Below are 16,658 nucleotides of genomic sequence, written 5' to 3'. Positions count from 1 at the left end.
ACATGAAAAGAGGAATGCACATGATTTCAATGAAGAGGCAGACGAAAGGCGAATTCGCTTTCGAGATTATGAATGGCATTTTGATGCTTGCCATCTGCTTCATCACCCTTTACCCCATTTGGTATGTTGTCGTAAATGCCTTCAATGATGCTAACGATGCAATGCGGGGAGGGATCTATTGGTGGCCTCGGCAGTTCAGCTTAGAAAGTTTTAAGGCTGTATTTGATAGTAAGGGTATCATGACAGCTATGGGAATTACTGTTGCAAAAACTGTCTTGGGTGTTCTGGTTCACGTCCTGTTTACTTCTATGGTAGCGTATGCGTTTAGTCGCGAAGAATTATATGGGCGTAAATTATATATGATTATCGGGACAATTACGATGTTTTTTGGCGGAGGATTAATTCCAACTTATCTTTTAATCCGTAATCTTCATCTACTTGATAATTTCTTGGTTTATATTATTCCAGCAGCTTTTAGCTTTTTCGATCTCATCATCTTTATGAGCTTCTTCCGTGAAATACCAGCAGGATTGGAAGAGGCGGCCAAAATTGATGGTGCAAATGACTTCAAAATATTCCTGAGGGTTATCATACCTGTATCTATGCCAGTAGTAGCAACCATAGCTCTCTTTCATGGTGTCTATCAATGGAATGATTACTTTACAGGAATGATCTATATCAATAATACCAATTTGCAGCCTATTCAAACCTTCTTATATCGGGTGGTTGCCCAGTCCAGTTCCAATCAGATGATCTCGGCAATGCCTACCGGTGTAGCCAAGAATATAACTTCTCAGTCACTGAAACTCGCTACCATGATTGTGACAACTGCACCAATTGTAGTAGTATATCCTTTCTTGCAGAAATATTTTGTTAAAGGATTTATGATCGGTTCCATTAAAGGATGAACTAGCAAGCTGATCACAATTATCCATCCACCCTTAAGCGTTGGATTGATGATAAATGAAGTTTATATCTAAATTAGAAAAGGGGAAGAGCAATGGGAAATTCTTTACGAAAGACTACTGCAGGTCTACTAGCACTTATCATGGCTTTTTCGGTTACTGCGTGTTCTGGCGGAAATAACAATGCCAATGGTTCTGCCGAGAAGACTAACAACAAACCGTCAACGAATACAACCACAGAGGAAGCCGCAGCTCCTTCAAGTGATGAACCAACCTGGAAGCAGGATACTTCACCGATTACGTTCGACTGGTATCTCAATTTCAGTTGGGCTGATGTCAAGTGGGGAGATAACGTGGTTACAGATTATATCACCAAAAAAACCGGTGTTGATGTGAATTTTATTGTTCCTGCCGGGAATGAAAATGAAAAGCTTAATACGATGATGGCTTCCGGCTCCATGCCTGATTTCATTACTCTGGGCTGGTATGAAGAAGCCATTAAAAAGATGATTAAAGGTGATCTGGTCCTGCCGCTCAACGAATTGGCAGAGCAATACGACCCGTACTTCTTAAAGGTAGCTGACCCGGCCAAACTTGGCTGGTACACACAACCTAATGGAAATGTGTATGGATATCCCAATGCGTCTTCCTCTCCTGCGGATTATAAAAAATATGGAGAGCAGTTTACCTCCAATCAAACATTCGTAGTGCGTAAAGATATGTATGAAGCGCTGGGTAAGCCGGATATGAGTACTCCAGAGGGTTTCTTGAATGCGCTTAAGCTAGCCAAAGAAAAATATCCGGAAGTGAGCGGCCAGCCGTTGATTCCGCTTGGACTTCATGAATTCACAGAAACAGGAAACTACTCGCTTGAAGGCTATCTGCAGAATTTCTTGGCGATTCCTCAAGAGAAAGACGGCAAATTATACGACAGACGCCAAGATGCTGAATATCTGAATTGGCTGAAAGTGTTCCGTCAAGCCAATCAGGACGGACTGCTAGCGAAGGATGTCTTTATTGACAAACGGGCACAAATGGAAGAAAAAATTGCTCAAGGACGTTACTTTGCGATGTTGTATCAACGCACAGACTTTGAACCGATTAATACAACTTTGTATCAAAAAGATCCTAATTCCGTTTATATTGCTGTAGATGGACCAGCCAACAGTGCTAAAGATGCGCCTACACTTTCTGGTCCGGGAATCTCTGGATGGACTGTGACCTTGATTTCCAAAAACGTCAAAGATAAAAAACGCGCGATTGCCTTTATGAGTTATCTGCTTAGTGAAGAAGGAAATAAAGACTTGTTCCTAGGTGAAAAAGGTGTAACTTATGATACTATTGATGGTAAAGATCAATTCTTGCCTGACGTGCTAAATCTCTTGAATACGGATCGTACGGCTTTCGACCAAAAGTACGGTGCTTCTTTCAGATATTGGATGCTTATGGATACCAATATGAACTTGGCGTGGAACCCACCGGGAGCGCTACCTAACAGTCAAATGGCGGATTGGACCAAAGGTAAAGCTATCAGCATGGCCCAATATGATAATCTTGATCCGGATGCAACCAGCAAGGAAGGTATTGCCAATAGTAAGAACGCTCGTTTATGGGGCAAGGCGCTTCCTAAAATGTTAATGTCGAGCTCAGATGCAGAATTCGATAAAGTGTTCAACGACTACTTGAAGAACCGCGGCGAGCAAGAAGCTATCGATGCATACCGTCAAAATGCGTATGAGTCTAATATGAAAAAGTTGAGTTCTTTTGAACAATAGTAGTATTCATTAATAAGCAAGCTCGGATATTCACTCTGTAATTTTGAATGAATATAACCGGGCTTGCTTCTATCATTATGTAGAATGTGGTGGATATTTGAAGATTAAAAATATAAAAATGCTAGTGTATATCCAAAAATATATACGCAACCTTTCGCTTCAAGCGAAGTTGATCCTTTCGTTTATGATTTTGATTTTTATTCCGGTGCTTATTTTCTCGTCTTACAGCTTTTCTCATGAAAATTCTAAATCTATGGATGAACTGATCAGAAATAATGAAACGATTCTCGATATTGAGAAAACAAATATAGAAAACAATATTGAACTTATGGAGTGGACAGCTCAACTTGCACTTTCCAATCGGGAAATGAACGATTTTCTGCAATCCCAGAAAGACTTTAACACAGAAGCCTTGCTCGAAATCAAAACGAAATTAATAAGGGAGTTTCAATATTATCTTTTTAACAATCCTAGAGTATCCAAAGTCAGATTATTCACAAGTAACCCCAATGTGCAGGAGTTTTGGCCAGTACTTCTTCAGGAGTTCCGCATTCAAAATAAATATTGGTATAAGGACGTACTGGAGCAAGAAGGCAGTAGTTATTGGGTAATGGGCGAGCAGGAAGGCGTATTGGTCGATGCACCTTCAGAACCCGTAAGGTTCGACGCATCGCTACTCAAGGAGTTTAAATTTCTTGATGATACTACGCATAACGGCATATTGGAAATAAGTATGAGCATGCAGAATTTTTTTCTGAAAACCTTTAGTAAAGTTCAAGATCCATCTTCTCAATTGGTTATTGTTACTCGGGATCATAAAGTATTTAGTTTGGATTCTTCGGTCATGTTCAATAATGTCTCCGCCGAGCAATATATTGAAAGCGTTATACTGAGCAATGAGCCAAGCAACGAAGTGGTTAAATTTTATACAGCTGGACAACCTTATTTGGCCATTCAGAGCTATATCCAATCTATTGATGTCCATCTTGTCAATATTGTGAGTCTGGCAGATACGATGGCTGATATCAAAGAAAGACGAAACAAATTAATTATCATCATTATCTTTTTGATGGCGTTCTTAAGTTTATTATCTTATTTCATGCAGTCGATGATTCTTAAACGTCTTAGAGTCTTGAAAGATTCAATGAAAAAAGTGAGAGGCGGCAACTTTAATGTGGATCTTCCGATAACGGGAACGGATGAGATCGGAGAGCTCGGACATCATTATCGGAAACTGCTTAGTAAAATTAATGAACTCATTGAGGAGCAGGCAAATAGGCAAGCGGCAGGTAAAGAAGCAGAGCTGAAAGCGCTCAAGAACCAAATTGATTCGCATTTTCTGTATAACACTTTGGAGAATCTGAAGATGCTTGCGGAGATGGAAGGCCAATATGTTATTTCGGACACACTTACCTCGCTTGGAGGGATGATGCGTTATACACTGCAGTGGACACGAGAGCATGTAAAGCTAAAAGAAGAGTTGAATCATGTTCATCATTATATTGACATCATGAATATCCGTTACAATGGTAAAATTGAACTGGGTGTAGTGGTAGATCCTGCGTTATTAAATCAGGAATCACTAAAGATGTCTTTGCAGCCCATTGTGGAAAATGCAATTAAACATGGGATGAAGCAGATGAACTCAAAATCCGGTAAGTTTATCATTTCTATTACAGCTATGGCTGAGAAGAATAATTGTCTCATTGAGATTATGGATAATGGTTGCGGCATTCCCGAAGAGAAGATCCGTATTCTATCCAACTTGTTGCGCATGGAGGAAAGAGACTATCAGGAATTACGGGGAAAGGTTCAAAACGGAGGGGGCAGCGGCATCGGTCTTCGCAATGTGGATCAACGCCTGATTATGAGCTATGGACTTAACTATGGTATACGCATAGAGAGTATGGTGGGTAGTTATACTCGTGTTGTAATGAGTATGCCCCTTCTTAAATTTGAAGGGAGGAAGGACATTGATGATTAAATTAATGATTGTTGACGATGAGTATAATATTCGAATGGGACTACAGTCCATGATCGAAAGGAAGTTTCCTGAGGTTTATTCTTTTCGATTCGCAGAGGACGGAAGTGATGCCTTGGAGCAGCTAGAACAGGATCCTGCAGACGTCATTATTACGGACATCCGAATGCCTGTAATGGATGGAATCACACTATTATCCCATATTCAGAAGTTCCCATATAAACCAGAGGTTTTATTACTTAGTGGATACGATGATTTTCAATATGCACAAAAAGCGATACGATATCAGGTTAGGGACTATTTGCTCAAACCCGTCGTACGCGAAGAATTATATTCATTTTTGGAGAACATCAGGATTGAGATACTGGATCGAAAATTGCATAATGAATTGTTAACCAGATCTTCTCCTTCGGATTGGATCGCCACTATTCTCAATTCTAACAGCAACGATTCTAGTGAAACATCCACCAATTTGCTAAATGCAGGATACGGTTGGCTAGAGGAGCAATACATATTGGGGATTATATGTATAAAGCAGAATGATCTCATATCTGGCCTGCTGTCTGAAGTGCAGAATATTATTTTTAGCAAAGACAACGAAGGCAATATAATAGTTGTAACTCAAAATAAGGATGAATTTCTTCAACTAGCAGAAGAGCTGAAGAAATTAGGTGAGCGGGAATGCCGAATTGCTCTCAGTTCTAGTACAGAAGGGATTCAGCAATTGCGCAAAGCGTATAGTGAAGCCAAACAGACGATGAAATATTTCCTGGTTATCAATAACACGGAAGTTCTATTCTATGACCATATTATAAAGCGGAATTTAAATTGCGAGATACCTCTAGAGACGATCCGCCGAATCTCCAATCTGCTTGGTACAGACCGTCTGCCAGAGGTTAAGCAGCTCTTTCAACAGATCTTCAACAGCCATGTGATTAGCCACTGTGAGATTGGATATTTGGAGTGTATCAGTGTAATCATGAATGAAGAAATTTTTGATAAGGTTTACCGGTATTATGGTCAAGAATCAATTCATATTTTGCGGCTATATAGCCAGGTGGGTCACATTGGGAATTTTCAGCGCTTTGAAGACTATTATAATAAGGTTGAAGAACTGTTAGAGCGTTTAGATGTCTTTATGAAAGTGGCCAGAGAGCAAAGCAGTCAAGAAAACAAGAGTATGCAAAAAGCCGTTAATTACGTGCATAAGCATTTTGCCGAAGACTTGAACATGGCTGTGGTCTCAAATCAATTGTCACTCAACTATACTTACTTCAGTCACGCATTTAAAGAATATACGGGAACAAGTTTTTCTTCATATTTAAGAAATTTCAGGCTGGAGAAGGCAAAGGAGCTCCTTTCAGATTCTGATCTAAAAGTATACGAAATAAGTAAGCAGGTAGGCTTCGATAATGTGAAACATTTCATCCGGATTTTTAAAGAATCAGAGGGAATAACCGCGCTGGAGTATCGGAATCAGAACCAGCAACCCGTCGTTTTAGAGAAAAACTAATGTATAAGTAGGAAGAGTACGCATACGGGTGTGCGTGCTCTTTTTGTATACCCAAAAAAACAATACCCTACCTGAAATTGAACGGATAGGTTATTAAAATGGATTTTCTTATAATAAAAGCAAGGCGAAAGTAATCAGTAGGTATTATCAATTCAAATGATTGCAAACGCATACAAACTATTATATGAGGAGGGGAAGTATTGAAGAAATTATTTTGCTATGTATTAAGTGCTCTTCTGCTCCTTATTGGGCCGCAAACCATTAATGTTCAGACAGCATTCGGCCAGTCAGCTCCACAAGATTCCCGAAACGCGGGAAAAGTATCTGTATGGTATTCCTCAGAAGACGGAAGCAATCATCTTACACCACAGCAGAATGGCCAATTTACGGAGGGAATCTCTGAGCGTAATGTAAGAACGCTAAGCGTGGATGATCGCCAAACCTTTCAACCCTATCTTGGGGTAGGCTCCTCGCTGGAAGAATCTACAATCTATAATTTAATGAAGTTGTCAGATGAAAAGCGTGAAAAGGTTCTGAAATTCTTAATGGACCCTAAAACAGGGCTTGGGTGGAACGTCATTAGGATAACATTTGGAACCTCGGATTTTACCAGTCGTGAGTGGTATAGCTATAATGATCATCCTCCAGGTGGAAGTGATGCGGAGATGAAATATTTCTCCATCCAGAAGGATATTGATTATCATATTATTCCGGTGATTAAAGAGGCTCTTAAATATAATCCGAATGCGAAAATCATAGCCTCTGCGTGGAGTCCTCCAGGCTGGATGAAGGAATCGGGAAAGATCGAGGGCGGAGTAGATAAAACAGGGAAGATGAAGGATGAATATTTGCCAGCATTAGCTCTTTATTACCGCAAGGCTATCGAATCCTATGCCGAGCATGGTATTCCTATTTATGCGATGAGTCTTATTAACGAACCTAATATCCAGGTTGATTATCCAATGACTCAAATGACCGTCGCTCAGCAGACGGAGTTAGTCAAACTTATGAAAAAAGAATTTCAAAATAAGAAAAATGGAAGTATTCTCAATACCCAGGTGTGGGTGAATGAATTCAATATTTTTGACTGGGAGAAAAATAAGGCGATTTATGATGATCCGGAAGCTTATGCCGCAGCAGACGGAACTTCATTCCATGACTATTATGGTGAATTAACCGGTATGAGCGAAGCTCATCATGCATATCCTGACAAACCCATTTATTTGACGGAGAGATCCGTTTGGGGAACAAAAGGTGTCGATAGGATTATACAATATTTCCGAAATTATTCGCGGACTTATGTTGCCTGGGTCACCATGCTTGATAATAATGGACAACCAAATGTCTCCAGCACGGCAGCTGGTCGCACTTTATTAACGCTTGATGCAGAGAAGAAAGATCGCGTAACGTTAAATTTTGAAGCTTATATGCTTGCCCAATTCTCAAAGTTCATTCAGGAAGGCGCTGTGCGGATTGAGAGTAACCATTTTGATGCTGCTTTTGATCAATTAAAAGCCGGAATGACTTCCGATTCCATCTCCCCGGCCATTTCAAACGTTGCTTTCAAGAATCCTGATGGCAGTATCGTCATGGTAGCTACTAATACTTCGGCAACATCCAAAGACCTGCGGGTTACCTGGAACGGTGCTGAATTTAATACCACTTTGCCTAGTAAAACAGTTGCCACATATAAATGGACTCCTTGGGCGAAGGGAGCTCTGAAAGATACCATAACTTCACCAGTAGTCTCTTTGGGAAGCGGGAAATATGTAGATGAGGTACAGGTAGCCATATCGACAAAGGTCAAAGGAGGCATCATTCGATATACGTTGGACGGTAAGAATCCATCCGCTACTTCCCCGGCGTATCATTCGCCGCTTACATTGAAACAAACGGATACAGTATTGAAGGCAGCCGTTTTCGTTACAGATAAGAATGAGGACGGAAAAAAAGGAACGGTTAGGATCTCCCCATTGGTCTCACCTCGATATGAATTTGTACAATCCAAGCTACTTCCTGGCAAGTTCGAAGCAGCTGATTATATGGATACTAATGATGGACAGACAGAGAACAGTTCAGAAGGTGGATTAAATGTAGGATATATTGATAAAGGGGATTGGATGGATTACCCGGTTGAGATATCCGAATCTGGTAGCTACAAATTTGTATATCGTATCGCTACTAATGGAGGAAAAGGAACAATTGATGCCCAAATCAACAGCAAGACTGTAGCCCAAACTGCTGTGAAGAACTCGGGGGGCTGGCAAGTCTGGGGCAATATCGTTAGTGAACCTGTCGTGCTTGAGAAAGGTAAGCAAACTCTTCGTCTATATATGAATGGTTCGTCGTTTAACCTTAAGTCCATTCAACTGGTTCATGAAACAGACAGCGTTGGAGGTCTACTACAAGATCCAGAGGATTTAAAGACTGTTCCAATCACAGGCAATCAGATAAGAAATGGTGAGTTTACGAAGGACGCTACCGATTGGACGCTTTGGCAAAGTAAGGGGAACACAGACGGTGCAAAAGGTGAGGCTAAGTTTGATGTGGTTGCCGATGAAATGAAGATCAAGGTAGTGAATGAAGGTGATTGGGGTGGAACCGACGGCTGGGAGATTCAAATGAAGCAAGGTAAGCTGCAATTAGTCCAAGGCAAGACATACGTCGTGAAATTCCAAGCCAAATCTTCGGCTGCTCGGACGATTCAGGTAGCTGTGGAAGGAGCGAATAATTCAGATGGAAGCCAGGACTATAGTGGGAAAAGAAACATTGAGCTTACGCCAGCAACAACCGAACATACCATTGAATTTAAAATGCTGAATACTACGGACGCTGCTGCGCAGTTGAATTTTTTAATGGGTCATGTGGGTACGAAATTGAATGCATCCCACGAAATTACAGTAGATAATGTGAGCATTTCAATGAAAGAAAACTAAATATTAGGAGGGGAAATGTGTATGAAACTGAATATGAAGGCTGCTCCATTAAAAATGTTATCCATTTGCCTGGTAGCTTCCTTGCTTGTGGTAACGCCTCCTCCGAAACCTGCCAGTGCCGCTCCTACATCCGAGGTATGGTTAACCGACTCCAGCGCAGGTGCTAAGCTGGTCCAAAGACCGGGCACTTCGTTTACAGCAGACGATGGGGCTGCGGGGCTGGCTATCGTAGTTGATGAGAATATAGCCTATCAACAAATGGATGGTTTTGGCGCATCGTTGACGGATGCTTCTGCCTGGCTGCTACAGCACCAATTGACAACAGCCAAACGGACAGAAGTTATGGAAAAGCTGTTCGGTACTTCCGGGATTGGACTTAGCTTACTTCGGCAGAGTATTGGTTCCTCTGACTTCAACTGGGAAATCTACAGCTACAATGAGACACCCGGGGATACCAACATGAACAATTTCTCGATTGCCAGAGATTTGCCTTATATTGTTCCCATGGTGAAGCAAGCGAGAACAGTTAATCCCCAGATTAAAGTCATGGCAGCAGCCTGGAGTCCACCAGGTTGGATGAAAAAAGGGCAGTTTCCTAATGTCAGCAATCCAATGAATACTGGATACTTAGACCCTCAGTACTATGGGGCTTACGCTAACTATCTTGTGAAATTCATTCAGGCCTACAACAATCAGGGTATACCGATTTATGCAATAAGTCCTGTTAATGAACCTGGTCTGCAAAATGCAGAATACCCGACCACGTATATGTCTGTTTCGGATCATAATAACTTTATCAAAAACAATCTGGGCCCGGCTATTAGAAACGCAGGATTAAATACGAAGATCATGGCTTACGATTTTAACTGGGATAATATTTCGTTCCCTCAACAAGCCTTAGCCGATCCTGCCGTAAATTCATATGTGGCTGGAACAGCATTTCATCACTACGGTGGCGATCCGTCAGCTATGACGATTCTGCATAATCAATTCCCTAATAAGGATATCTGGTTCACAGAGGGCGGCTATGGCTCCTGGAATCCTAGCTTCAACGGAATGATGCGTGAGATGATTGCAGTGCCAAGAAACTGGGCGAAATCCTATATTCTATGGAATCTGGCACTAGACCAGAATAATGGCCCGTCGCTCTTATCCAACAGCATAAATTGGGGAACGATTACAGTTCGATCTGATGTGAGGGATAATGTCACTTATAATGATCAATATTATGCCATTGGTCATTTTAGTAAATTTGTAGCTCCCGGTGCTTATCGCATTGCCTCAACTACGTACGGAACGGGTACGCTTGATCAGGTGGCCTTCAAAAATAGTGATGGTAGCAAAGCGATCGTTGTATATAACTACGGTACATCAAGTAACACCTTTAAAATTGTCTGGAATGGACAAAAAATTACGTACACTTTAAATGCCAACTCTGCAGTAACCTTTAAATGGAGTTAATTACCGCATAGAAATTTAGGCAGCTGAGAAGGAGATAAGACTCATATGTTTGAACATACAGATCGCAGTTTAGTCAAAGGATTCCTGCGAGCGCAGGGAACAGATGTTGTTAATGGAGACGGGGAAAAAATTATACTAACCGGTTGGGGACTGGGGAACTGGTTACTGCCCGAAGGGTATATGTGGTTGTCACGTTCGGAAAGATTCGACCGACCGCGAAGAATGGAACAGGTTATCCGCGAACTAACAGGTAGTCAGTATTCTGAGAGCTTCTGGACCCGTTTTCGTGAAAACTATGTTACCCGTGAGGATATTCGCATGATGGCTGAACTGGGTTATAACTCCGTAAGGATTCCGTTTAGCTGGCGGGTGCTGATGGAGGATGAAGCGGGAACGATCTGGAACGAAGATGGCTTCGCTTTGCTGGACCGATGTCTGGATTGGTGCGAGGAGTTTAAGCTGTATGCCTTTTTAGATCTACATGGTGCTCCTGGTGGACAGACAGGTGCCAATATCGACGATTCGGTGGATGAGTTCCCGCGGCTTTTCACCGATCCTGAAAGCTGGAATAAGGGTATCGAACTGTGGAAGGAATTAGCCCGTCGTTATAAGGACCGCTGGATTGTAGGCGGTTATGACCTGCTGAATGAGCCGCTTCGTCCCGGACTGAATGAGGGTTATCACCAGTATTATCTTCTGCAAAAGCTGGCAGATTTCTATGATGAGGCTATCCGCGAGATTCGCGCCATTGATCCAGTGCATATGTTATCTATTGAGGGGCATCATTGGGCTTCAGATGTTTCCGTATTCTACAAACGTTACGATGACAACATGGTCATTCATTTCCATCGTTATGCCTGTATGCCAGGAATCGAAGCCTTTCAGGAGTTTCTGGATACCTCCAAGCGTCTGAATCAGCCTTTGTGGCTCGGTGAGACGGGAGAGAATTATCCGGAATGGTTCGCAGCTATGTATCCTTTAGCGGTTTCTGTGGGAATCGGTTACAATCTGTGGCCGTGGAAAAAAATGGAGTGTACCAATTCGCCTTTCTCTATCGCTCAACCTGAGGGCTGGAAAGAATTTCTCGCGTATTCTGAAGGTGGCCCTCGTCCGGAGGAAAAGGATGTACAGAGGTCGCTGGATGCTTTCCTTGAGAATATGAAGCTAGAGAATTGCCTGGCAAATCCATTGGTAACGGATTCGGCATTCCGACGTCCGGGCTGCCGTGTGCGGGCGACAGATTTCGATGAACTGCCTGGTAAAGGTCAAAGCTTCAGTGGCCTACGTGAGGAAGGGAACATTTACCGCTATCGGTCTACGACAGGGATGAAGCTGATCTCGTTATCCGATAAGCTGGAGAAGAAGCGTTTTGGTTTTGACAGTGGCTGGGACTTGTTGGGGCTTGAACTACGGGAGCAGGAGTTTGCCTGCTACACTTTCAGCGAAATTAATGACGATGGTTATGTGCAGTTGGAGTTGAAATGCACAGAAGATGCTCAGTTAACAGTGGAGCAAGATGATAAGGAAATTCAGGTAGTCAAATTGCAGAGTAACGATGAGAAAACTCATGTCCGTGTAGGTCCGTTTAAGAGTGCTCAGGAATCGGTAATAAAAGTAGCTCTTCAGCAAGGTACTATAGAACTGCTGTCCATAGAACTCGAACGTTTAGCGTGACGCTAAAACTAGTTTACAGTGCTTGCGGGGTTGTCGCCAGTTTGTGAGGCAGAGATCGAAGAAGCTTACAAGTTTAAGCAGCCAGTCTCCGGAAATCTACCGGGGACTGGTTATTTGGGTTCGCTCAGCATGGGCATCATCTCTAATAATGCACTAGATTGAAATCGGGTTGAGGGAACAAACGAACCGTCAGTATTTGGTGAGAGGACTAAAGTGAGCGTCGTTCTATTGAGGGCGGCGTTTTGTTGTTTTTATTGCTTTTCTTCATTATAAATGGAAAAATGTTCGTTCTATGCTGTTTTGTCCCCTTTATAAGGGTTAATTGTACGCAAAATACCGAAATGTACCTATCCTGGGAATCCATCTTCTACTATGATCTTTCCGTAAGAAAGCGCTATCAAAATGATTTTAACCAACATTCAGAGGGGGTAGGAATGATTTTGAAAGTAATCGGAAAAAGGTTGGGTATGAGTTTGCTGGTATTCATTATTGCAGTAGCACAGTTGGGTTTTGCAGGGACGAAAAGCAATGTGGCGCATGCGGCAGATCCAAGTATGGCCCAGAAGCCGTACATGGGCTGGAGCAGTTACAGCATGCAGGTGTATGATGGGGCAGGCGATTGGACATCGGCAGAGGGCGTCAAGAAGCAATCGGATGCCATGCGTGAGAAGCTGCAAGCCCATGGCTATGAATATATTAATATTGATGCAGGATGGAACGGCGGCGAGGATCAATATGGCCGGCCCATTCCGAATGAGGCCCTGTATCCGAACGGATTTCAGGAGGTCATCGACTATGTTCATAATAATGGACAGAAGATCGGGATTTATCTGATTCCAGGAATGTCGATAACTGGCTATAACGCAAACTATGAAATTTATGGGACTAACGGACAATGTCGTATGCGGGATATAGCAGCACAGCCGCTTACGAAAATGGACTATTGGGATTCCTATATGTATAAAATTGATTTCAGTAACCCATGCGCCCAAAAGTACATTGATTCCATCGCGGATCTCCTTGGCGAATGGGGGATTAACTTTGTCAAATTTGACAGTGTGACCCCTGGTTCGGGGATCAACAACCTGAGCCGTGATGCACGCGGCGATGTAGAGGCTTGGTCCAAGGCACTCGCGAGAAACAATATCTGGTTCGAGCTTTCATGGGCACTGGACCATAATTATGCGGATTTTTGGAAAAAGTACGCCAACGGCTGGCGGATTGACTGGGATATTGAATCCTACGACAGCAGTAAAGGATTAACGGAATGGCCGAATATTTCCCGTTTGTTCCCTCTTGCGGCTGTTTGGTGGAGGGAGGCAGGACCAGGGGGCTGGAATGATTTTGATTCCCTGAATATCGGAAATGGCTCCATGGATGGTCTGACCAGAGATGAGCGAAAGACAGCCATGACGTTCTGGTCGATCTCTTCTGCCCAGCTCTACACAGGCAATGACCTGACAAGACTGGACGATTATGGATTGGAGCTGCTGACCAATGACGAAGTGATTGCGGTCAATCAGGCTGGACGTCCCGGTCATCCGGTATCGATGGATAAGCAGCAGCAAGTTTGGTATGCCAATAACGGAGATGGCACTTACAGTGTAGCTTTGTTCAATCTGGGCAACCGCAGTGCGGAGGTTAAGGTCAAATGGAGTGATCTCGGACTTGAAGGTCCAGCTTCGGTACGTGACCTGTGGAGCCATTCCGAGCTAGGTAATTTTGACAAAGAATTCAGCGGCGGTGTACTTGAACCTCATGCTTCACGGATGCTCAAAGTGACTGCGCTGAGCGGCACATCTGCCGTCAATGACGATGATACAGGCATGCGTTATAGCGGAGACTGGAAACGCAATGGCGGCAAGGAGCAGTTGAACGGAGCACAGGACATCAGCATAGCGATCAAAGATACTACTGGTGCAAATTCAGCGCTAGCTCCACAAGCTGATAATCTGGACGCTGTAGCTGATAATGCTGTAAATTCAGCTTTGGCGAACAATGCAACCGTTACGAATGTAGTCTACATTAATGATGATGATAGCAATATTAAATACAACGGCTCGTGGAAATCGAGCACCGGAAGAGCTTTCGGTGATTACAATAGCGATGTGCATTACACCGAGACTAATGGTGATTCTTTTGAGTACACCTTCATAGGCACAGGCATCGATGTGCTGACGGAGAAGGATAGAGAACAGGGCGACATGATTGTTACCCTCGATAATGGAACACCGCAAACTGTAAGCGCTTATACGAGCGGACCGAGAGAAGTACAGCAGGCTGTGTACAGTGCTTCGGGTCTGGCTAACGGTCCACATACGCTCAAAGTGGTTAAGGGTTCGGGCCAGTACATGCTGCTTGATGCTCTCAGAGTGACAACAGAAACACCAGCAGGCGGACAGAATAGCACAATTAATCCTGTGTCGGCTGGCTTTGACAAGGCTGTGGAACAACAGAAAGATATTACTGTTTCATTGTCTCTGAACGGCAATACACTAGTTGGCGTTGAGAATAACGACGTACCACTTAGTACGGACGATTATACGGTAGCCAATGATAAGCTTACTATTAAAAAGGAGTATCTCGCACTACAGCCTGTTGGCACTACGAGCTTGAACGTAATTTTTAGCTCGGGTGATCACCAGACACTGACCATCCGAATCAGTGATTCTACGGGCATTCGTTATGCGTTCATTAATAACGATGATCCTGGTATTAAGTACAACGGTTCCTGGTCGCGCAGTACCGGAAGAGGGATGGGCGACTATAAGGATGACGTGCAGTACACGGAGACTAACGGCGATTCTTTCGAATACACCTTCAGAGGAACGGGAATTCAACTGGTCACAGAGGTAGATCAGTCACAGGGAGATATGGATATCTATCTGGATGGTCAATTCCAACAAACCGTTAGTGCCCATCGTAATGGACGGTTGGCTCAACAGGTCTTGTACAGTGTCTCCGATCTACCGGATGGAATGCACACACTCAAAGCTGTGAAGAAATCAGGCCAATTCATGCTGCTAGACATGCTGAAGGTTGAAATTCCGAATATGATTAATCCGGTACAAGCGAGCTTCGATAAGTCAGCTTCTGCTCAGGCGGATCTTAATGTGACGCTGCTGCAACAGGCAGAGAGCTTCATCGGGATTACCAATGGAGCATATAATCTAATTCCGGGGACCGATTATACGCTTGACGGGAACCGTGTTACCCTGAACAAATCTTATCTGGCTGCGCAGCCGGTGGGTACGCTGAACCTCAGCTTTGCCTTCGGCGGCGATTATCTCAATGATGTGCATTACACAGCGGTTGATGGTGATTCCTTTGAATATACTTTCAAAGGTACTGGAATCAGCATGATCACACCTACTGGACCAGAGCAAGGCGAAGTAGATATATATGTAGACGGACAGCTGGTACAGACCGTAAATGCTTACAGTCCGAGCCGTCAGATTCAACAAGAGATCTATAGCATCTCGGGATTGTCCAGCGGGGTACACACGCTCAAAGCCGTAAAGAAATCCGGTGAGCTCATGCTCACAGACCAGTTGAAATTCACGGTCGTTACTGCAGATCAAGGTGGACCGGTGAAGCCAACTGAATCACCAGCGCCGACCGAAACGCCAGTGCCAACAGAATCTGCTGGACCAACTAATCCAACAGGACCATCGAATCCAAGTGATTATTCTAGCTCTGTAGTTCAGCCTACAGCTACTCCAGCTCCAACAGCAACCCTTGCTCCTACTACCACTCCGGCACCGAGTACAGGGGATGATGATTCTCAAGTCATTCAACACACAGCGTACATCAAAGGTTATCCAGGCGGCTTGTTCAAGCCGGATAACAAGATCACCCGTGCTGAAATGGCAACTATTCTTGCAGGTATTGCTCAGAAAGAAGCCACTGGATCAAATGTCGTATTCAGTGATATCAAGTCCGACTATTGGGCTGCAGAAGCTATAACCAAGGTTGCCAAGATGGGGCTGATGAATGGCTACCAAGACGGTACATTCAAGCCGAACCAATTCTTGACCCGGGCAGAGCTGGCAGTTCTGGTAGCTGCTCTTGACGAGACCGCTGCACCTGCGGGGCATGGTTTCTCTGATGTTGCAGGCCACTGGGCACAAGCAGACATCTTGAAAGCTCAGGGTGCGGGCATCTTGAATGGTTATGCTGATGGAACTTTCCGTCCTGCGATAATTCTGACACGTGCGGAAGCAGTTGTTGCCATCAATAGAGTGCTGGGCAGAGGCCCGCTCAAGGGAGTGTTACAACCACAGTGGAGTGATGTTCCATCTTCCCACTGGGCATTTGATGACATTGAAGAAGCATCTCGAGATCATGTTTCCAAGCCCGGAACAACAAGCGGAGAACAGTTCGTGAAATAATTACAAGAAGGACTAGAACAAC

At 43.6% G+C, this 16,658-nt stretch carries 8 protein-coding genes; all 8 read left to right on the top strand.

All coding sequences use genetic code 11. The features are described 5' to 3' along the window. Nucleotides 1-20: 20 nt before the first annotated feature. Nucleotides 21-908 (top strand): carbohydrate ABC transporter permease, encoded by an 888-nt coding sequence (locus AC3Y23_RS16210; protein WP_379200712.1) that lies wholly within the window; start codon nucleotides 21-23, stop codon nucleotides 906-908. 92 nt (nucleotides 909-1,000) lie between these two features. Continuing rightward, a complete protein-coding gene (locus tag AC3Y23_RS16205) occupies nucleotides 1,001-2,680 on the top strand; it encodes a type 2 periplasmic-binding domain-containing protein (protein WP_379200710.1) in 1,680 nt (559 codons plus the stop codon). A gap of 97 nt (nucleotides 2,681-2,777) precedes the next feature. Continuing rightward, nucleotides 2,778-4,664 carry a sensor histidine kinase gene (locus AC3Y23_RS16200; protein WP_379200708.1) on the top strand — a complete coding sequence of 629 codons (1,887 nt, stop codon included), beginning with the start codon at nucleotides 2,778-2,780 and terminating at the stop codon, nucleotides 4,662-4,664. Next, nucleotides 4,657-6,174, top strand: coding sequence for a response regulator (locus AC3Y23_RS16195; protein WP_379200706.1), 1,518 nt, complete (start codon nucleotides 4,657-4,659; stop codon nucleotides 6,172-6,174). The genes AC3Y23_RS16200 and AC3Y23_RS16195 overlap by 8 nt, the downstream gene beginning before the upstream one ends. A gap of 200 nt (nucleotides 6,175-6,374) precedes the next feature. After that, the gene (locus tag AC3Y23_RS16190) at nucleotides 6,375-9,110 is read left to right on the top strand and encodes a carbohydrate-binding protein (RefSeq protein ID WP_379200704.1); all 2,736 of its coding nucleotides are present in this window, start codon (nucleotides 6,375-6,377) and stop codon (nucleotides 9,108-9,110) included. Nucleotides 9,111-9,131: 21 nt separating this feature from the next. Next, on the top strand, nucleotides 9,132-10,571 hold the full coding sequence (locus AC3Y23_RS16185) for a glycoside hydrolase family 30 protein (protein WP_379200701.1): 1,440 nt from the start codon (nucleotides 9,132-9,134) through the stop codon (nucleotides 10,569-10,571). 45 nt (nucleotides 10,572-10,616) lie between these two features. Beyond that, the gene (locus tag AC3Y23_RS16180; protein ID WP_379200699.1) at nucleotides 10,617-12,245 is read left to right on the top strand and encodes a glycoside hydrolase family 5 protein; all 1,629 of its coding nucleotides are present in this window, start codon (nucleotides 10,617-10,619) and stop codon (nucleotides 12,243-12,245) included. A gap of 434 nt (nucleotides 12,246-12,679) precedes the next feature. Continuing rightward, complete coding sequence (locus AC3Y23_RS16175; protein ID WP_379200697.1) at nucleotides 12,680-16,636, top strand: X2-like carbohydrate binding domain-containing protein; 3,957 nt, start codon at nucleotides 12,680-12,682, stop codon at nucleotides 16,634-16,636. Nucleotides 16,637-16,658: the final 22 nt, after the last annotated feature.

The organism is Paenibacillus sp. MAHUQ-45, assembly GCF_058133325.1.
The sequence above is the reverse complement of the archived record's forward strand: the minus strand, read 5'-3'. Positions and strand labels throughout refer to the sequence as shown.